The sequence below is a fragment of the Limnobacter sp. genome (assembly GCF_036405155.1).
Classification (GTDB): domain Bacteria; phylum Pseudomonadota; class Gammaproteobacteria; order Burkholderiales; family Burkholderiaceae_B; genus Limnobacter.
Genome location: NZ_DASWYD010000006.1, coordinates 467,954 through 485,976 on the forward strand (window position 1 = coordinate 467,954; position 18,023 = coordinate 485,976).

The following is an 18,023-nucleotide window of genomic DNA, read 5'->3' on the forward strand; positions in this document are numbered from 1 at the left end:
TCAACCCGTCAAGACAAAACTCAGTTCGAGCTCAACGCTTGAGCTCCCAGTGCGGCAGCACCTTCTTTGGAACGAACGGCGGATACTCGGCCTGCCTTGATGTCCTCGTACCAAGCGTCGTGGTGCGCCTTGGCCCAAGTTTCATCCACATAGCCATCACGCATGGCTTCCAGGGCACCTTCCATTCCGATTGAACCGATGTAAATGTGACCCATGGACATCACGATGAACAGCAGCGCCGCACTGGCGTGCAGCACATGGCTTTGTTGCATCAACAAACGGGTCTGGTCGAAGTTGGGAAAGTCCATGATGAGTCCAGTGGCCGAAACCAACACACCCAACACGGTTACTCCGCCCCAAAACCAGATTTTTTCACCCATGTTGAAGCGTCCGGCCGGTGCGTGACCCAACAAGCCTCCGCCCTTCTTCAGCCACTCCATGTCGTACTTCTCGGGCAGGTTGTCCCGAACGTACATGATGAAAAACACCACAATGCTGACAGCAAACAGGGGGCCTACAAAGTTGTGAATGACGATGGCCAGTTTTGCCAGCCACGAGTTGAGTGTTAAACCCAACACCGGTGCCAACACATACTTGCCAAACGCCATCAACAAACCAGTGATGGCCAGTGCAACAAAGCTGAAGGCCATGGTCCAGTGGGCCAAGCGCTCTGCCGAGGTAAAGCGCTCAATCAGCTTGCCTGTGCGAGGCTCAGGCAATTTGATGGGCCCTTTCACGAAATAGGCGCCCATGATAGCCAAAAAGACCAACGCGACTGCCCAACCGCCCAGCTTCAGAATCGTGCCGTTGCGCAGCTCGCGCCACACTTCACCGCTTTTGTTGATCAACACGCCGGTTTCTCGGCCTTTGGTCACGGTGGTGAAAGTTTCGCCAGAGGAAACACCACGCCAAACCGGCGCGTTGTTCAACGGTTGCTGAGTCTGCCTTTCCTGCTGCTCAACCGAGCGCTGCGTTTGTGCGGGAACACCTTCGGCATGCGCTGGGCCAAAGCCCAAGCTGAACGCCAACAACAGACCCGCCAACGAAGTACCCAGCCAATTGGCTCGAGACTCTTTGATATGCATCATGTCAGCCCTCCCTTATTTGGTGGCCGCTGCACCGTCTCGCGGAGGCGTGCGCAAATACTCGTTTTGGCCCTTGGCGCGCACGGCAAGGCTTTCTTTCCAGCCTTCCTTGTCACCGGCTTTGTATTCACCAGTGCTGTAGGTGCCACCACCGCTGCTAAATGCGGGGGTGTCAGCCTTGCCTGCATAGCCCTTGCCGCCGTTGGCGTCTTCCAGCCGACCACAGGCCGTGGTCAGCAAGGTCAACGCCACACCCGCCAGCAATACACTGCGCGTTTTCTGCATCATGCACCTCCCTTGGCGGGCGCTGCTGCTGGTGCTTCGGGTTTGCCGTAAGCAGAGCTCCAGCCCCACACCTCGGCACCCTTGCCACGCACAGTCACGCGGTTGCGGAAGATGTCGGAGACGATGTCGCCGTCACCGGCCAACAAGGCCTTGGTGGAGCACATTTCCGCGCACAGCGGCAATTTGCCCTCGGCCAGACGGTTGCGACCATACTTCTCAAACTCGGCCTGGGAATTGTCTTCCTCTGGACCACCGTTACAGAAGGTGCACTTGTCCATTTTGCCGCGCTGACCAAATGCGCCCTGTTGCGGGAACTGGGGTGCGCCGAATGGGCAGGCGTAGAAGCAGTATCCACAGCCGATGCAGAGGTCTTTGTCGTGCAACACAACACCTTCATCGGTTTTGTAGAAACAGTTCACCGGACACACCGCCATACAGGGTGCGTCTGAGCAGTGCATACAGGCCACGGAGATCGACTTCTCGCCAGGCTCACCATCGTTGATGGTGACCACACGGCGGCGGTTGATGCCCCAAGGTACTTCGTTGTCGTTTTTACACGCGGTGACACAGCCATTGCACTCAATGCAGCGCTCGGCATCACACAAAAACTTCATTCGTGCCATTTGTTATCTCCTTCGCATTCAGTGCTTAAGCAATCCGCTCAATTTGGCAGACCGTGGTTTTCGTCTCTTGCATCATCGTCACCGAGTCGTAACCGTAAGTGGTGGCGGTGTTCACAGCCTCACCACGGACCACGGGGTGAGCGCCCTCTGGGTAGTACGCCAGCAGGTCTGCACCTTGCCAATGTCCCGAGAAGTGGAAAGGCAAGAACACGGTGTTTTCGGGCACACGTCGAGTGACTTGGGCCTGAACCTGAATCTTGGCGCCGGTTGGCGTCATGACCCGAACCTGGTCACCATGCTTGATGCCACGGTCGTTCGCAGCCTTGGGGTGAATTTCAACAAACATGTCTTGTTGCAATTCAGCCAGCCATGGGTTGGAACGGGTTTCCTCACCACCGCCTTCATATTCCACCAAACGTCCAGACGTCATGATCAGCGGGAAGGACTTGCCGATGTCGGCATTCTTTTCCTGCAATGACTTGTACAAGGTGGGCAGACGCCAGAATTCCTTCTTGTCGTCGTGGGTCGGGTACTTGGCCACCAAGTCTGCACGGGGCGAGTAGATGGGCTCGCGGTGCTTTGGCACTGGGTCCGGGAAGTTCCACACCACCGCGCGGGCCTTGGCGTTGCCAAATGGATGGCAGCCATGTTTCATGACCACACGCTGAATACCGCCAGACAGGTCGGTCTTCCAGTTCTTGCCTTCTGCTTCCTTCTTCTCGGCTTCTGTGAGGTCATCCCACCAGCCTAGCATCTTCAGCATGTCCGCCGTGAATTCTGGGTAGCCGGTGGTGATTTCAGCGCCTTTGGAGTGGGAGCCATCTTCAGCCAACAGCGACACGCCATCCTTTTCCACACCAAAGTTGGCGCGGAAGTTGCCGCCGCCGTCCATCACGTGCTTGGAAGTGTCGTACAGGTTGGGAGAACCAGGGTGCTTGATGTCGGCAGTGCCATAACAAGGCCATGGCAGACCGAAATAATCACCATCGCAAGGACCACCCTCGGCTTTCAATGTGCGAACGTTGAAGGTGTGCATGTTTTTCATGTGCAACTTCAAACGCTCCGGGCTTTGGCCGGTGTAACCAATGGTCCAGGTGCCCTTGTTGATTTCACGCAGCACGGATTCCATTTCGGGTTCCATCATGCCGCCCTTGCCCTTCACCATGGTCATGCTCTTGGTGAACTGCTCACCGAAGCCCAGCTTCTCAGCCAGTTGGGTCATGATCATGTGGTCAGTGCGGCTGTCGTACATCGGCTCAATCACCTTCTCGCGCCACTGCAGCGAACGGTTGGAAGCCGTGCATGAACCTGAACATTCGAACTGTGTGGCTGCTGGCAGCAAATACACTTCACGGTTTGGATTCAAGCCGGCGGGATCGCCGGGCATCGCAGCCATGGAGGCGGTTGCAGACGGATAGGGATCGATCACCACCAGAAGGTCGAGCTTGTCCATCGCTTTCTTCATGTCCAGACCACGGGTCTGTGAGTTGGGAGCGTGCCCCCAGAAGAACAAGCCGCGAAGGTTACCGGCCTTTTGACCAATCAGCTCGGGGTTTTCAAGCACACCGTCCACCCAACGGGACACGGTCATGCCCGACTTGGTCGACATGCCTTCGGCGTAGCGCGACTTGATCCAGTCGTAATCCACACCCCAAATACGGCACCAGTGCTTCCAGGAGCCTTCGGCAACACCGTAGTAGCCGGGCAAGGAGTCTGGGTTCGGCCCAACGTCGGTCGCACCCTGCACGTTGTCGTGTCCGCGGAAAATGTTCGCACCGCCGCCCGACACACCGATATTGCCCAAAGCCAATTGCACGATGCATGATGCACGCACCATGGCGTTGCCGATGGAGTGTTGGGTTTGGCCCATACACCACACCAGCGTGCTGGGCCGGTTTTTCGCCATCATCTCGGCGACTTTGTACATCTGGGCTTCAGGCACACCGCACACCTCTTCGACTTTCTCGGGTGTCCAGTTTTCCATCACTTCTTTCTTGATGGCATCCATGCCAAAAACACGGTCATTGATGTACTTCTTGTCTTCCCAGCCATTCTTGAAAATGTGGTGCAGAAGACCAAACAGGAAGGCCACGTCTGTACCGGAACGAATGCGAACATACTCGTCCGCTTTGGCAGCCGTGCGCGTGAAGCGTGGGTCAACCACGATCCACTTGGCGCCGGTTTCCTTGGCGTGCAGCATGTGCATCATGGACACAGGGTGGGCCTCAGCCGCGTTTGAACCGATGTACAACGCACACTTGGTGTTCTGCATGTCGTTGTAGGAGTTGGTCATGGCGCCATAACCCCAGGTGTTGGCCACACCCGCAACCGTGGTGGAGTGGCAAATGCGTGCCTGGTGGTCGCAGTTGTTGGTGCCCCACATGGACACCCACTTGCGAAGCAGATAAGACTGCTCATTGTTGTGCTTGGAAGAACCAATGAAGAACAGGGAGTCAGGACCATTGGCTTCCCGCAGGGCCATCATTTTTTTGGTGATGCCATCAAGCGCCTCGTCCCAGGTGATCTTCTGGTATTTGCCGTTCACCAACTTCATCGGGTACTTCAGGCGATATTCGCCGTGACCGTGCTCGCGCAGGGCGGCACCCTTGGCGCAATGTGCACCCATGTTGATGGGGCTGTCGAACACGGGATTTTGACGAACCCACACGCCGTTTTCCACCACTGCGTCCGTGGCACAACCCACTGAACAGTGCGTACACACCGTGCGCTTGACTTCAATTTTTCCGTTGCCTGCTCCACCTTCTGCGGCAGCCTCGGCTTTTTTCACCATGCCAAATGGCAAGCTGCCTGCCACAGCACCGGCACCCACGCCAATGCCTGACCGTTTCAGGAACGTACGGCGGTCCATGGTGGCGCCCAACCTGGAGCCGATTTTGCTCAACAGGCTGTGGTTGTGGCTCGGGACCACGGCAGCCACTTTGTTTTCATCGCGTCGCTTCAACATCGAGGTCTCCTTGAATTACACCAGCAAGGTTTTGTAATAGGCCTTGACATGCTCGGTGAGCTGATAGCCCTTGCCTTGCGCGTCGGCCTGTTCTTGGGTGCCGGCGCTTTGAGCGCTTGCACCTTCCTTGCTCAATACCAATGCCGCACCCGCGGCTGCCACCCCTGCTCCAGCCCCCACCAGAAATTGGCGGCGACCCAGTGCGGGCTCTTTCACTTGTGTGGATTTTTTAGTCATCACAACACCTCCTTAAACTGCACTTTCGAAATCAAACGACTGCGCCTCTACGTCCAAAAAGACCCGCAACAGACGCCCCACGGTTTTGTAAAAATTCGCTGAACCACACTGCTCGATGGCATCGGCCAGTCGACCGTACCAAGGCGCAAGGTGTGCATGGAAAAACGCGCGTTGCTGGTCAAACGACACCGGCGGGTCATCGGCCAAAATCAAATAGCGCATCACTTCGCACAGAAAAGCCACATGGTCTTCGGTTTCCACCATGGCCTCATCACGGGTCAAACCAAACCGGGCGAGGTCGTTGCGAAGCGCCACCAAAGGCTTTTCATTCAAAAATCCAGCCAGGTAATACGAGCCGTACAACATCACGTCCGGTTTGCCCACGCCCACAAAACAGTCGTTGTACTCTTCGATGATCTGGCGAGCATCCACATCGGACACGTGGCGAATGAGCTCGGAAAATTCAAACCCGATCGGGCTGGTGATGTCCAGCTGGCTGCGGTCAATTTCACGAAAACGGGCCAAAAAGGCATCGTCCACTTTGCCCGACATCAGGGCCGACAAAAGGCCGTAAAAATCCGCTCTCGCCCAATCTTCACCGGCGAGCAGATTGTCGCCGTGCTCATGCTGGCTCATCGTTTCACCTCAAAAATCGTCATTTCATCTTTGGCACTGAACATGTCGCTCACCCGGCAGTCACCACACATCTTCAAGCGGTCTGTGTTTTGAGCAAACATGCTGTGACCACTGATGCGTTTGATCATGCTGTCGATCATGTGTTGGGTGCCAAAGGGTTTTGCACACCGAATGCAATGGAACGGGCGGGACTCATTGAGCACCTGCTTGTCACGCGCAGAAGCCGACAGGTTCAACTGGGGAATCAGCTCAATCGCGTTTTCGGGGCAGGTATTCACACACAGGCCACATTGCACACAATTGCGCTCAATAAACCGCAATTGCGGTTCAAGCGGATTGTCGACCAAGGCGGAGGCTGGGCATGCGCTGGTGCAGGACATGCACAGACTGCAACTGTCCTTGTTCACCTTTACAGCACCAAACGGGGCACCAGCACTCAGCGAAATGGGTTGTTCAGTGTTGAAAGCCACACCATTGGCCAGGTGCTCTAGGGCAAACTCCAAGCGTGTGCGCTTGGACCCCGACAATTCGAAACTGGCCGGCTTCACCGGGTTGGCAGGAATGGTGTTTTGCTCAAACAGCTTGCCCGCCTTCTCAACACTCAGCACCTGCACCCGAGCACCCAGGCCAATTGCCACCAACACTTCATTCACCCAGGCGGCCTGCGCAGCCAAGGCGCTGCCGTAATAGCCATGTTCGGAAGGGCTTTGAACAATCGACACTTGGTCAGCCCCAAAAGCCAGGGCGGACAGCCAGAGGTCTGGCCCAGCGCTGGCGCTGTGGTGAAATTCGACGGGCAGCAACGCTGCAACCTGTTTTCCACTCACCTGCCCGGCAGTGCGGCGGACATCTTCCAGCCAGTTGGCCGGCAAATCAGAACCGTGCAACACCACGTTCAAATGCTGCCCCTCGGCCAACTTGAAAGCCTTGGCAGCCTGCTTCAAGGCACGCCCCATGGCAACCACGGGTGTGTAAGCGTATTGCAATGCACCGGTGGGGCACACGCTGGTGCATGCACCGCAGCCCAAGCACAGTTGGGGGTTTACGGAGATGTGATCACCTTTGGAGGAAATCGCCTTGGTGCTGCAGGCTTGAATGCACGATGAGCAGCCGGCCAGTTCAGACCGGCTGTGCGCGCAAATGCTGGCTTTGTAATCAAAAAACTTGGGTTTTTCAAAATCACCCACCGTTTGCACCGCTTCCAGCATGGCCGCTGTCAACAGCGATGCACTGCTGCCCACATGCCAGTAACCCAAGGGTGGCTGTCGATCGGAAAACAGACCGTCGCCCGAGCAATCAATGACCAAGTCGTATTCCCGCTCGGTCACGGTGTTCAAGTCATTGAACGAAATGGCCTTAAAGCCGCCGCACGCTTTCACGCAGGCACCACTGCGGTCACAACTGTCCATGTTCACCGTCATAGACGCCGCATCAATGGACTGTGTGGGGCAAGCATCCACACAAGCCCCACAGCGCGTACACAATTCCATGTCCACCGGGTTGGATTTGGCCGTTTTAACCTTGAAAGCCCCCAGATAGCCCTCGATGCCCACAACCTTCACGGCCTGAACATTCATGGCACGGTCGGCGTGCAGACCCAAGCCTTGAGGATTCTCAATCAACAAGTCAACGGACAGACTTTTGGCCAACAGTTCGATTTGCGTCGCAAGGCTGGAGTCCCGGCACACCACGGCGAGCCGCCCTGATGATTTAAACGGCACAGAAGGAACGGGTTCTATTTGAAGTGCCGACTCGTACACAGCACGGGCTGCGATCAACGCTGCCCTGCTTTGGTCATCCAGGCTGGAAGGCTGGCCCCGCAAGGCACCGCGCAAATTGAAAAACTGAATGGGCTGGGCTCCGTTTGACGCTTGCATGGCATTGAAAACGCCCAGCTCTTGAGTACATCCGACCAAGCATTGTTCGGCGCCAGACTGTTCGACAGCGGAGAACAATTCGCCCAAACCGTCTCGACAAGCCCGCTCAACGGCACGCAATCCAACGGCTTGCTCGCCCGCCTTCCCGATCAGGGAGGCGGCCTTGTTGCCGCTACCTTGGCACCCGCATACAAATACTTCAGAGTTGGCCATGAAAAACTTTTGGTTTGTAATTTGGCAAACTTTTGCAAGGTTTGTGCCAAATTAGGTCAACTCGAAAAATGCTTTAGATTCAAACCTCTAAAACCTGAAACATTTTGACCGCCGGTAGCCTGGGTCATTTTGTCTAAGTCAAAAGCGTCAAACGGTGCGACATTTTGTCTCAACAAAGAAGGCTCAAAACACTGAAGAACCGCATGGGTATTGATTGGTATAAACCCTTACTCCAATCGGGGTTTATTGGCATCGGCCTGTACAAAATCCGATTGCAAGGGCTTATTCACTTCGACAAACCCGCTGTCGGGTTCTGCTGAAGTGGACGTTTCAGCGCACGACGTGGAAGTTGGTTCCTCGGCTGAAATCGCCGCCGGGTCGTCGGTAACCGGCGGGCTGCCCTCCACCACGGGTTCTTTGGGCCCCAAGTCCGCCTCGGCTGGTGGCTCCAAATCAGGCCGACTCAACAACTGTTTGGCCAAGGCCATTTTGTCGATGTCGGACTGCTCCAAGGGTGTAAACACGTTGTAATCGTCGATGTAGATGTCCAAGCCATCCATCACATTGAACTCAGGCCGCGAAAACAACGTCTTCAGGGCTTTGTTGCGCAGCTCTGGCGCCACCTTGTTCTGCATGAATGCAACCACGTCCCCGCCTGCCTGGACAGACTCCAAATCGGCTTCGGTGGGCAGGGGCAAGGTTTCCTTGTCCGGAATCTGCGGAGCGGCGGCGATGGGCGTTTCACCCGCGTCAGCCTGAACGTCTAATGCGGCTGGCGCCTGCGTGGTTGCCTCTGCAACCGGGACAAGCTGTTCTTGCCTTGCCTCCTGCTTGCGACGGGACCAACGACTGAGGAATCCTTCAGACATGGGTGTCATGCCTCCCGCTTCTCTGGAGCAACAAAAGACTTCGGGCGCTTACGCTGCTTGGGTTCGGGTTTATAACGCTCTGCCACCAACTCGGACAACCAGGATCGAACCGCTTCGGGCATCGCCAAGGTCTGGACTTCCTCGTTGGAATCCATCCAACGGGCGGCCTCGTCGTAGCTCAGCGTGACGTCCTCAACCGTCGGACAATTCAAGCGGTTGTCCTCCGGATAGCGCACCATGAAAAACACAAAGGGTTGCTCGGTGTCCAGGTTCAAAAAATACCCTTGCAACTCATCCTGATAAACCCGTACTGGCAGGTGAACCACATGCTCATGCAACCCATCCACAGCGACCGCCATATCGGCCGGAAACAGCGCCGATACTTGCCATCGGTGGGGTTGCCACATCGACTGCTGGGGAATTTTGGCCAGTTTCACCTGCAAGTGAAACTCACCCAAGGCCAAAAAATTTGCACTCAAAATACACCTCGAAACGTTGCCGTGCCCCAACACACAAGGCACAATTTGCACACTAGATTAAAAGATACCGTCAGGTTCGCAATAGGCATTTGCCCCACAGGGGCTTCAGGGATTGAACAATGACCGACCGAGTGATTCAACTGGTCCAGGAAGATGCACGCGTCATTCCGCTGAATACCGCAGCACCCAGCCAGCCGAGCAACCGTCCTCTGGATGTGAGGGGACGACGCTTGCACGACCTCCGGATCTCCGTGACCGATCGATGCAATTTCCGGTGTGTGTATTGCATGCCCAAAAGCATCTTTGACAAAGACTACACCTTTCTGCCCCACAAAGACCTTCTAACCTTTGAAGAGATCGAACGGATTGCCCGGGAATTTGTGGCGCTGGGCGTTGAAAAAATACGCTTGACCGGTGGCGAACCACTGCTTCGAAAAAATCTGGAAATCCTCATTGAACAGTTGGCACGGCTGAACACCCCCTCCGGCAAACCTGTTGAATTGACGTTGACCACCAACGGCACCCTATTGCCCAAAAAAGCCCGTGCCCTCAAAGCAGCCGGTTTAAGCAGGGTCACCGTAAGCCTGGATGCGATTGACGATGACGTGTTCCGAGCCATGAATGATGTGGATTTCTCGGTTCAACAGGTGCTGGACGGCATCGCCGCAGCCCATGAGGCTGGATTGGGCCCCATCAAGGTCAACATGGTGGTCAAAGGTGGCATGAATGACCACCAGATCATTCCCATGGCACGACACTTCAAAAGCACGCCCCACATTCTTCGCTTCATTGAATACATGGATGTGGGCAGCAGCAATGGCTGGAAAATGGATGAGGTCGTTCCGTCTGCACGGGTGATCAACCAGATCGCCCAGGCGTTGGGGCCGCTGAAGCCGGTAGACCCGAACTACACCGGGGAAGTGGCCGAACGCTGGCAATATTTGGATGGACATGGCGAAATCGGCGTCATTTCATCGGTCACGCAAGCCTTTTGCAAAGACTGCTCCCGCATTCGCCTTTCCACAGAGGGCAAGCTGTACACCTGCCTGTTCGCCACCAAAGGGCATGACCTGAAGCCGCTGGTCCGCTCTGCCTTGGATGTCCATGACGTGAACCAGCAACTGCGCCATGCCATTCAAAACCTGTGGGCGGTTCGAAGCGACGGCTACAGCGAAATACGCACTGCCCACACCACACAACCCCGCGACCGCATTGAAATGTCGTACATCGGTGGATGAGCCGCATGAACCATCGAATTGAATTAACCCAAGCCAGCATACCCAGCACAGTACAAATCTCCGCCATCAATGAGAACGGCGAAACCGTACCCGTGGACATTTCTGGCGAGCACCCGTTGACCTTGTACGTGGACAAACGCGAACTGCTCACCCTGATGACCCTGGGCGCGCAACCCGAGGCCTTGGTATTGGGTTGGCTGCGCAACCAGCGCTTGGTCAACAGCGTGGACGACATTGCGGCCATTCAAGTGGATTGGGAAACCCACAGCGTGGCAGTCACCAGCCGGCAACTCAAAGACACTGGCGTTCCGCTGTGGGACAACCCAGCGCATGAACGCAAACTGGAAAAGAAAACCACCACCAGTGGTTGCGGACAAGGCACGGTGTTTGGTGACTTGATGGCGGACCTGGACAACATCCAACTCAGCCAGGCTCACCAGTTGAGCCAAGAGGTGCTCTACACCGTCATGGACCGCGTGCGCAAACACGAGTCCATTTACAAACAGGCGGGTGCGGTTCATGGTTGTGCGCTGTGTTCCAATGCAGGCGACAACCGGGGCGATATTTTGCTGTTTGTTGAAGACGTGGGGCGACACAACGCCGTAGACGCCATTGCCGGGTTGATGTGGCTGCACGGCATGCAAGGCGACGACAAAATTTTTTACACCACCGGCCGTTTAACCTCCGAGATGGTCATCAAATGCGCCCAAATGGGCATTCCGTTTTTGGTGTCTCGTTCAGGCCTGACCCAAATGGGCCATGAGATCGCCACCAAGCTCGGGATCACCATGATTGGCCGCTGCCAGGGCAAGCATTACCTGTTGTACACCGGTGCAAACCGATTCATCACACTTCAAAGCAGTCAATTCGCATGAGCATCTCACCCGATCAAATCACCGCCATCATTCTGGCTGGCGGACAAGGGCGTCGCATGGGCGGCATCGACAAAGGTTTGCAAAACTTCAAAGGCGCCCCATTGGCCTTGCATGCCCTGTTGCGCCTGCAGCCCCAGGTGGGCAGCGTGTGCATCAATGCCAATCGGAACCTGGGTGTTTACGAAGGTTTTGGCGTGCACGTCATTTGCGACAAAGAGGCCAATTTCCCCGGCCCGTTGGCTGGCATGCATGCCGCACTCTATGAAGCGGATGTGCCTTTTCTGGTGACGGTTCCCTGCGATGTGCCCCGCTTTCCGCTGAATCTGGTTGAAAAGCTCAAAGCACCGTTTGAGGAAGACCCGTCGCTTCAACTCACGGTGGCCAGCACAGCCGGAAGAAGCCACCCCGTGTTTTGCATGATGCGGGTGGACGTCTATGAAAGTCTGGATGAATTCATGCGCAGCGGTGGTCGAAAAATTGACGCCTGGTATGCCAAGCTAAACCACACCGTGGTGGACTTTGACGATGTGGATGCATTCCACAACGTCAACACGCTGGCCGAACTCAAAGAGCTGGAGTCTCGTGCATGAGTACTCAGGAACCCAACCAGTTTCAAACGGTGGATGAGGCCAAAGCGGCGATTGCCCGTCAATTGCAGCCGGTGAGTGAACACCGCTGCGTGGCCATTCGGGATGCGCTCAACCAGGTATTGGCCGAGCCCATCTTGTCGCCGATTGATGTGCCATCCCACGACAATTCCGCCATGGACGGGTATGCCTTCTCAGGCTCAAGCATTGAGCCAGCCGGGCTAACCAAACTGCAGGTGGTGGGCACTGCCCTGGCCGGCAACAAATTCACCGGCAGCGTGGGCACTGGGCAATGTGTCCGCATCATGACTGGGGCGGTGATGCCCAATGGCTGCGACACCGTGGTTGTTCAGGAAAATGTATCCAGCCCGGAGAATGGTTTCATTCAGTTTGCCCCCGGCGCCGTGTCCGCTGGCGACAACCGACGCCTGAAAGGTGAAGACTTGACTCAAGGCAAGCCAGCCCTGCCTGCCGGTAAAGTGATTCGACCGGCTGATTTGGGCCTGTTGGCCTCACTGGGCGTTCCAGAGGTGAAGGTCAAACGGACATTACGCGTGGCGTTTTTCTCAACGGGTGATGAACTGCGCTCGTTGGGCCAACCGCTGGACGAAGGCTGCGTGTACGACAGCAACCGGTACACCCTGTATGGCATGCTGCGCCGCCTTGAATTTGTCGAGCCCATCGACATGGGTGTTGTGCACGACTCCCCGGAAGCCCTGGAAAAAGCCATGTGCGAAGCCGCCAGCCAAGCCGATGTCATCCTCACCTCCGGCGGTGTCTCGGTGGGCGAAGCCGACTTCACCAAAACCGTGATGCAAAAACTGGGGGCTGTAAACTTTTGGAAAATCGCCATGCGCCCTGGGCGCCCCATGGCGTTTGGCCAAATCACCAACCCAGCAGATGGCCGCTCTGCGGTGTTGTTTGGCCTGCCAGGAAACCCGGTGGCCGTGATGGTCACCTTTTACGCCTTTGTGCGCGATGCATTGCACCACCTCGCAGGCGCCCAACCGCGCCCCTTGCCCACCGTGACAGCTCGATTGGCTCAGGGTGTGCGCAAAAAAGCTGGGCGCACTGAGTACCAGCGCGTCTGGCTTGAAAGGGATGCTCAAGGGTGGGTCGCCCACCTCACCGGCGCACAAGGCTCCGGTGTGTTGCGCAGCATGTCCGAGGCGGACGGGTTGCTGGTGCTTCACCATGAACAGGGCAGCTTGAATGCCGGTGACTTGGGCGAAGTGTGGCCGTTTGAAGGCTTGATTTAAGCTCTACCTCAACCGGTGGAGTGAACCATGTGAGTGATTTTCAGGCACGGGGCTGCGCATTAACATGGGCGCACTTTTCACCCCGCGGTCTGATGCATGTCCGAGAACACCCACCCCACAGCCTTGAAAACACGGCTTGCTGCATTGGGGCACCCCTTCCATGAGCGGCTGTGGGCCCAAATCAGCCACGCCAACCCGGCCAACACCCAGCCCCCAGGGCAACCCACCCTGCCCACCGCGCTGGCGCATGCCAAAGCCTACCTGGATGCCGCCCGACTGCCTTACCGTTTGCACGAGAAAGTCACGCCGGATGAGTGGCTTCACTTGGGTACAAGGGCCTTGCGGTTTGAAGACTGGGCATTGGAAATAACACCCAGTACTGTTTCGTCCCCAAAAAAACCACAGTCGGGTTTGCAAGGCCTGTTGGATTTTTGGCGAACTTTGAGCCAAAGCCCCTGGCTCATGGATGCGATCCGCCAGTCACTGCCACAACTCAAGCCAGTCATCACCGCTTCCGTTCTCATCAATCTGCTCGCCTTGACTGGCCCGTTTTTCTCCATCCAGGTGTATGACCGCATCATTCCCAACGCGGCATACGCATCATTGTGGGCCTTGCTCACCGGCGTGGCCATTGCCTTGCTGTTTGAACACGGGTTGAAACATGCCCGGCACACCTTGCTGGAACATGCTGCAACACAAGCGGACATACAATGCGCAGACCACCTGGCGAAAGCGCTGCTCAACACCCGTCCCCAGAGCACCGACCCAGCCACCCTGCTTCAGCATCTTCGATCATTCGAACAACTTCGGGAACTGGTGTCGGGCCTGTTTCTGGTGGCCATTGTCGATCTGCCATTTTTGCTGCTGTTTCTGGCCATCATCGCCATCATTCACCCGCTGTTTCTCCTCATCGCGGGGCTTGCCACGGGTGCTGCACTGTTCACTGTTTGGCTGGCGCACCACCGCATGGCAACCTCCAGCCAGGCCCACATGCAATCCTCGCGCCATTGCCATTTGTTGTGGATTGACCAATTGGCCAATCTGGAACCCATCCAGAACTACGGCGTGCAATGGCCTGTCGCAGAAAAAATTGCCGCTGCACAACTGCGATCACGATTGGACCAAAACACCGTTCGCAATTTGCTGTTTGACAACGGCCAGTGGCTGCACCTGATCCAGCAAATCACGTGGCTGGGGTCGATTGCGCTGGGCGTGGCATTGGTGGTGGACCAACACATCAGTGTCGGTGGACTGATTGCAGTGTCCATGCTCACCCTTCGGTGCTTCGGCCCCATTCAAAAGCTGCAAAGCCAATTGGTGCACACACAATCCGCCCAAGCGCATTTCATGGACCTCAATCGCTTTCTGACTCAGTCCATGGGCTCACAAGATGAGCCTGCCGACATGACGGCGAGTGCACTGAATCACATTTCATCGGTGTCGCTGGACGCAGTCACAGCCCTGAAGCCAGGGCGCACTCCGGATGATGGTCGGAATGACAGCCATTTCCTGAAAAATGTCCATCTTCATCTGCAGGCTGGCGACCGGGTGGCCATCATTGGCGCCATGGGGTCGGGCAAAACATCATTACTGCGAGCCCTGGCAGCGCAATTGCCCTTGGCGAGGGGCCTGCTGCGAATCAATCACCTCGACCACCGGCGATTTCACCCGGCTGACTTGGGCCAACACATTGGCATGGCCCACAACCCGCCTCACCTCATTCAAGGCTCTTTGCTTGAGAACATTCGTTTTTATCGCCACCACATCAGCCCGCAAGCCTGTGAAGAAAGCCTGCGAAGCCTGGGTGCGCAAGCGTGGCTGGAGTCACTGCCAGCAGGACTGAACACCCCGATTGAACCCATGGGCGCGAATTTGTCATCGGGACAACGGCAATGGGTCTCCCTGGCCCGCGCCTTGTGTGGCAACCCAGACCTCATACTGCTGGACGAACCCACTGCATGTCTGGATGCTCAAGCTGAGCAAGCCTTCATCAACACACTGAACAACTTGCCCCCCAGTTGTACGGTCGTGCTGACCACACACCGCTTGAACCTGCTGGGGTCATGCAAACACCTTATTTTGATGCAAGGCGGCGAAATACACGCACAAGGCGGTCGGGCAGAGGTTTTGGCGGCCGCCCAGGCACTCAGCCAAGGGGGTAAAACCGCATGAAATGGCCCACCACACTCAGCCTGTCTGAACTGCGCAAATGGCAAAGCAGCTTGAACCATGCCCGGCAAATCAACTTGCGAATGTCGGTTGGTTTGCTGGTGTTGTTGTTGTGGTCGGCCATTGCAAAGGTGCCACAAGCGGCACAAGGCGAAGCACGCGTCGTTCCCAGCCAGCGGCTCCAGGTCATCCAGGCGGTTGATGGTGGGGTCATCACAGATGTCCTGGTACATGAGGGTGAAGAAGTCAAAGCGGGTCAAACGCTGCTACAAATTGACACCACCCGTTTCTCCTCAAGTCTGCGGGAAAAGCAAGCCGTGGACGCATCCATGCAATTGCGTCAGGCCCGCCTGAAGGCCCAATTAAACCGCAGCAGTTTTGAGGTAGATGCCGACACAGCGAAAAATTATCCGGACATGGTGGCCCAAGAGCGCAAACTGCTGGACAGCAAACTGCAGGAATGGCGCGCACAGACCGACATTGTTGAGCAGCAACTGCAACAACGGCAGCGGGAACTGGATGAAGCACAAAGCCGTGCCGTGGCTGCAAAACAAACATTGGCCAGCGCCCAGCAGGAATTGGACAGCACGCGCCCACTGCTGAAAAGCGGTGCCGTGTCGCCGGTGGAGGTGCTGCGCCTTGAACGGGATGTGGTGAAAGCCAAAGGCGACTTTGAGGGTGCAACCGCACAATCCAGCCGTTTGCAATCGGCCGTTGCCGAAGCCCGAAACAAGCTACAGGAAACACGACTGAAACAGGAAAACGAAGCGCGCACCGAACTGTCAGAGGTCAAGGCCAAACTGGCCAGCCTGGAACAAAATCAGATTGAGCTGTCTGACCGCGTGAACCAAGCAACACTCAAATCGCCTGTTGACGGTTTGGTTCAACGTGTGCTTTACAACACCAAAGGTGCAGTGGTTCCTGCCGGCAAAGAAGTCATCGAAATTGTGCCCGTGGATGAGCAGCTGATTTTTGAAACCCGCATCAATCCGAAGGATGTTGCCTTTATTCGGCCAGAACAACAAGCCACCATTCGTGTTACCGCATATGACTATGCGATGTACGGTTCGCTGGAGGGACGCGTGGAATCGGTGTCTGCAGACAGTCTGACCGATGAAATGGGCCGACCTTACTTTGTTGTCAAAGTCAGCGTACCGCGCAAAAACGTGCACAGCAAAATACGCCTCATGCCCGGCATGGTGGCCAACGTCAGTATTCAAACCGAACAGCGCTCTGTTCTGTCTTATCTCACCAAACCCATTCTGCGGGGCACCGCAGAGGCATTTACGGAACGTTGACTTCCTCACAAAGGGTTAACTCGTCCTCTCCACATCGAATCACCTGTTTGGCAGGCCAGCGGGATGGAACCAAACTCCCGCCTGGGTTTACACACCAGACACGAGGAACGAGAGGACGATCATGAGCGAGAAACCCCAAATACCCGCACAGAATTGCGACCCAAGCACCTTGGGCATTGCCCGCAAAGCCCCCAAAAACCTGAAGAAAAAACCAGAGGTTGAATGGGTTGTCCAAATGGGTCCATTCACAGATGGGCACATCTCATCTCCAGAGCTGGTGCGCCCCCTGGAAGGTCCGACCGATTGGGTCATCAAACCCAAGGATGGCACCATTCATCCGCTGGAGGCAAACCAAACGCCTGAGAAGGGTGTGATTCGCAAATATGTGACCGTTGGTGCACAGGATCATGAAGTGCCCTCCGATATCCTGAAAATCAGCGATGGCTATGTGGTTGACCGTCGTCACGACGATGTTCAGCCCGACCTGACCAAGCGTGTGACTGAAAACGGTGGTCCCCCACCCGTGGATCCGAATGAACGGATCCTCACTGAAATCATCACCAAAACAACGAAGGAAACCACCGTTGGCGAAAACAACAATGGTGACCCACCCCCTTGCAAACCCTGCGATCCCTGCCCGCCTTGCGAGCCGAAGGTGCCCGATTGCGACACGCATGTTTGCAAAACACCCATTGATGCAAAAGACGACTGTGCCACCACAAAAGGGACCTGCCCAGTCACGATTGATGTGTTGAGCAATGACAAAGGGTGCGGTGAGCTCATCATCAAGAATGCTACAGCAGAACATGGCACCGTCGAAATCGTGAATGGCGAGTTGAAATACACCGCCAAAGAAGGTTTCCACGGTCAGGACGTCATCACGTACACCATTGGTGACCACGGCTGCCTCACTGACAGTGCCCATGTGGTGGTGGATGTGAAGGACACGCCTTGCCCACCACCCGTGCCGGAATGTCCACCACCGGTGCCGGAGTGCACTCCCCCCACGGCAGAGTGCCCTGCACCACCTGTGCCCCAGTGCCCGCCCCCTCAACCCGATTGCAAACCCGAGCCTTCGGATGTGTGTGATGGCAAAACAACCAGCATGCACGACCAGCAATGGGACTCCAAAGCCTATGACGGCAGCATTTTGCACAATGTGGAAGAACACATGAACAGCATTTTGCAAACCAAAGAGGCTGTTGGGTCAAATTTTCAGCAGCACATGCAATCGTGGGCGAACGCTGTGTATTCAGCCGACCACAGCATGGCGTCCTCTCAACTGGTCGAGCAGCACGCTTTGGCCACCGTTTAAATTTTTTCGCTTT

At 56.1% G+C, this 18,023-nt stretch carries 16 protein-coding genes; 7 read left to right on the forward strand and 9 right to left on the reverse strand.

Annotated features, from left to right (window positions below):
• Window positions 1-20: 20 nt before the first annotated feature.
• The 9 genes from VGE55_RS08500 to VGE55_RS08540 form a co-directional block, all read right to left on the reverse strand.
• Window positions 21-1,088 carry a formate dehydrogenase subunit gamma gene (locus tag VGE55_RS08500; protein ID WP_331131275.1) on the reverse strand — a complete coding sequence of 356 codons (1,068 nt, stop codon included), beginning with the start codon at window positions 1,086-1,088 and terminating at the stop codon, window positions 21-23.
• A 12-nt stretch (window positions 1,089-1,100) separates the two neighbouring features.
• A complete protein-coding gene (locus tag VGE55_RS08505; protein WP_331131276.1) occupies window positions 1,101-1,373 on the reverse strand; it encodes a hypothetical protein in 273 nt (90 codons plus the stop codon).
• The gene (fdh3B, locus tag VGE55_RS08510) at window positions 1,370-1,993 is read right to left on the reverse strand and encodes a formate dehydrogenase FDH3 subunit beta (protein ID WP_331131277.1); all 624 of its coding nucleotides are present in this window, start codon (window positions 1,991-1,993) and stop codon (window positions 1,370-1,372) included. The genes VGE55_RS08505 and fdh3B overlap by 4 nt, the downstream gene beginning before the upstream one ends.
• A 25-nt stretch (window positions 1,994-2,018) precedes the next feature.
• Window positions 2,019-4,958, reverse strand: coding sequence for a molybdopterin-dependent oxidoreductase (locus VGE55_RS08515; protein ID WP_331131278.1), 2,940 nt, complete (start codon window positions 4,956-4,958; stop codon window positions 2,019-2,021).
• 15 nt (window positions 4,959-4,973) lie between these two features.
• Entirely contained in the window at window positions 4,974-5,195 is a 222-nt protein-coding gene (locus VGE55_RS08520) for a twin-arginine translocation signal domain-containing protein (protein ID WP_331131279.1), read from the reverse strand.
• A 12-nt stretch (window positions 5,196-5,207) separates the two neighbouring features.
• Window positions 5,208-5,831, reverse strand: a complete 624-nt coding sequence (locus VGE55_RS08525) for a TorD/DmsD family molecular chaperone (protein ID WP_331131280.1) — start codon at window positions 5,829-5,831, stop codon at window positions 5,208-5,210.
• Window positions 5,828-7,921 carry a 4Fe-4S binding protein gene (locus VGE55_RS08530; protein ID WP_331131281.1) on the reverse strand — a complete coding sequence of 698 codons (2,094 nt, stop codon included), beginning with the start codon at window positions 7,919-7,921 and terminating at the stop codon, window positions 5,828-5,830. The genes VGE55_RS08525 and VGE55_RS08530 overlap by 4 nt, the downstream gene beginning before the upstream one ends.
• 227 nt (window positions 7,922-8,148) lie before the next feature.
• Complete coding sequence (locus VGE55_RS08535; protein ID WP_331131282.1) at window positions 8,149-8,799, reverse strand: DUF3306 domain-containing protein; 651 nt, start codon at window positions 8,797-8,799, stop codon at window positions 8,149-8,151.
• The gene (locus tag VGE55_RS08540) at window positions 8,796-9,269 is read right to left on the reverse strand and encodes a DUF3305 domain-containing protein (protein WP_331131283.1); all 474 of its coding nucleotides are present in this window, start codon (window positions 9,267-9,269) and stop codon (window positions 8,796-8,798) included. Before VGE55_RS08540 ends, VGE55_RS08535 begins: the two co-directional genes overlap by 4 nt.
• Window positions 9,270-9,388: 119 nt before the next feature.
• On the opposite strand from VGE55_RS08540, the gene moaA reads away from it, so the two are divergent.
• The 7 genes from moaA (at window position 9,389) to VGE55_RS08575 (ending at window position 18,010) form a co-directional block, all read left to right on the forward strand.
• Complete coding sequence (gene moaA, locus VGE55_RS08545) at window positions 9,389-10,507, forward strand: GTP 3',8-cyclase MoaA (protein WP_331131284.1); 1,119 nt, start codon at window positions 9,389-9,391, stop codon at window positions 10,505-10,507.
• Between the two features lie 5 nt (window positions 10,508-10,512).
• On the forward strand, window positions 10,513-11,382 hold the full coding sequence (locus VGE55_RS08550; RefSeq protein WP_331131285.1) for a formate dehydrogenase accessory sulfurtransferase FdhD: 870 nt from the start codon (window positions 10,513-10,515) through the stop codon (window positions 11,380-11,382).
• Window positions 11,379-11,972, forward strand: a complete 594-nt coding sequence (gene mobA, locus VGE55_RS08555) for a molybdenum cofactor guanylyltransferase MobA (RefSeq protein WP_331131286.1) — start codon at window positions 11,379-11,381, stop codon at window positions 11,970-11,972. Before VGE55_RS08550 ends, mobA begins: the two co-directional genes overlap by 4 nt.
• Window positions 11,969-13,228: a gephyrin-like molybdotransferase Glp gene (glp, locus tag VGE55_RS08560; RefSeq protein ID WP_331131287.1), complete on the forward strand. Its 1,260-nt coding sequence runs from the start codon at window positions 11,969-11,971 to the stop codon at window positions 13,226-13,228. Before mobA ends, glp begins: the two co-directional genes overlap by 4 nt.
• Before the next feature lie 96 nt (window positions 13,229-13,324).
• Entirely contained in the window at window positions 13,325-15,400 is a 2,076-nt protein-coding gene (locus VGE55_RS08565) for a peptidase domain-containing ABC transporter (protein ID WP_331131288.1), read from the forward strand.
• Window positions 15,397-16,695 (forward strand): HlyD family type I secretion periplasmic adaptor subunit, encoded by a 1,299-nt coding sequence (locus tag VGE55_RS08570; RefSeq protein ID WP_331131289.1) that lies wholly within the window; start codon window positions 15,397-15,399, stop codon window positions 16,693-16,695. Before VGE55_RS08565 ends, VGE55_RS08570 begins: the two co-directional genes overlap by 4 nt.
• Before the next feature lie 121 nt (window positions 16,696-16,816).
• Window positions 16,817-18,010, forward strand: a complete 1,194-nt coding sequence (locus VGE55_RS08575; protein WP_331131290.1) for an Ig-like domain-containing protein — start codon at window positions 16,817-16,819, stop codon at window positions 18,008-18,010.
• Window positions 18,011-18,023 lie beyond the last annotated feature (13 nt).

What these genes read in the sequence shown, in the direction of transcription:
- VGE55_RS08500 (WP_331131275.1), bottom strand. Translation starts at nt 1,088, where the DNA reads ATGATGCATATCAAAGAGTCTCGAGCCAATTGGCTGGGTACTTCGTTG.
- VGE55_RS08505 (WP_331131276.1), bottom strand. Translation starts at nt 1,373, where the DNA reads ATGATGCAGAAAACGCGCAGTGTATTGCTGGCGGGTGTGGCGTTGACC.
- fdh3B (WP_331131277.1), bottom strand. Translation starts at nt 1,993, where the DNA reads ATGGCACGAATGAAGTTTTTGTGTGATGCCGAGCGCTGCATTGAGTGC.
- VGE55_RS08515 (WP_331131278.1), bottom strand. Translation starts at nt 4,958, where the DNA reads ATGTTGAAGCGACGCGATGAAAACAAAGTGGCTGCCGTGGTCCCGAGC.
- VGE55_RS08520 (WP_331131279.1), bottom strand. Translation starts at nt 5,195, where the DNA reads ATGACTAAAAAATCCACACAAGTGAAAGAGCCCGCACTGGGTCGCCGC.
- VGE55_RS08525 (WP_331131280.1), bottom strand. Translation starts at nt 5,831, where the DNA reads ATGAGCCAGCATGAGCACGGCGACAATCTGCTCGCCGGTGAAGATTGG.
- VGE55_RS08530 (WP_331131281.1), bottom strand. Translation starts at nt 7,921, where the DNA reads ATGGCCAACTCTGAAGTATTTGTATGCGGGTGCCAAGGTAGCGGCAAC.
- VGE55_RS08535 (WP_331131282.1), bottom strand. Translation starts at nt 8,799, where the DNA reads ATGACACCCATGTCTGAAGGATTCCTCAGTCGTTGGTCCCGTCGCAAG.
- moaA (WP_331131284.1), top strand. Translation starts at nt 9,389, where the DNA reads ATGACCGACCGAGTGATTCAACTGGTCCAGGAAGATGCACGCGTCATT.
- VGE55_RS08550 (WP_331131285.1), top strand. Translation starts at nt 10,513, where the DNA reads ATGAACCATCGAATTGAATTAACCCAAGCCAGCATACCCAGCACAGTA.
- mobA (WP_331131286.1), top strand. Translation starts at nt 11,379, where the DNA reads ATGAGCATCTCACCCGATCAAATCACCGCCATCATTCTGGCTGGCGGA.
- glp (WP_331131287.1), top strand. Translation starts at nt 11,969, where the DNA reads ATGAGTACTCAGGAACCCAACCAGTTTCAAACGGTGGATGAGGCCAAA.
- VGE55_RS08565 (WP_331131288.1), top strand. Translation starts at nt 13,325, where the DNA reads ATGTCCGAGAACACCCACCCCACAGCCTTGAAAACACGGCTTGCTGCA.
- VGE55_RS08570 (WP_331131289.1), top strand. Translation starts at nt 15,397, where the DNA reads ATGAAATGGCCCACCACACTCAGCCTGTCTGAACTGCGCAAATGGCAA.
- VGE55_RS08575 (WP_331131290.1), top strand. Translation starts at nt 16,817, where the DNA reads ATGAGCGAGAAACCCCAAATACCCGCACAGAATTGCGACCCAAGCACC.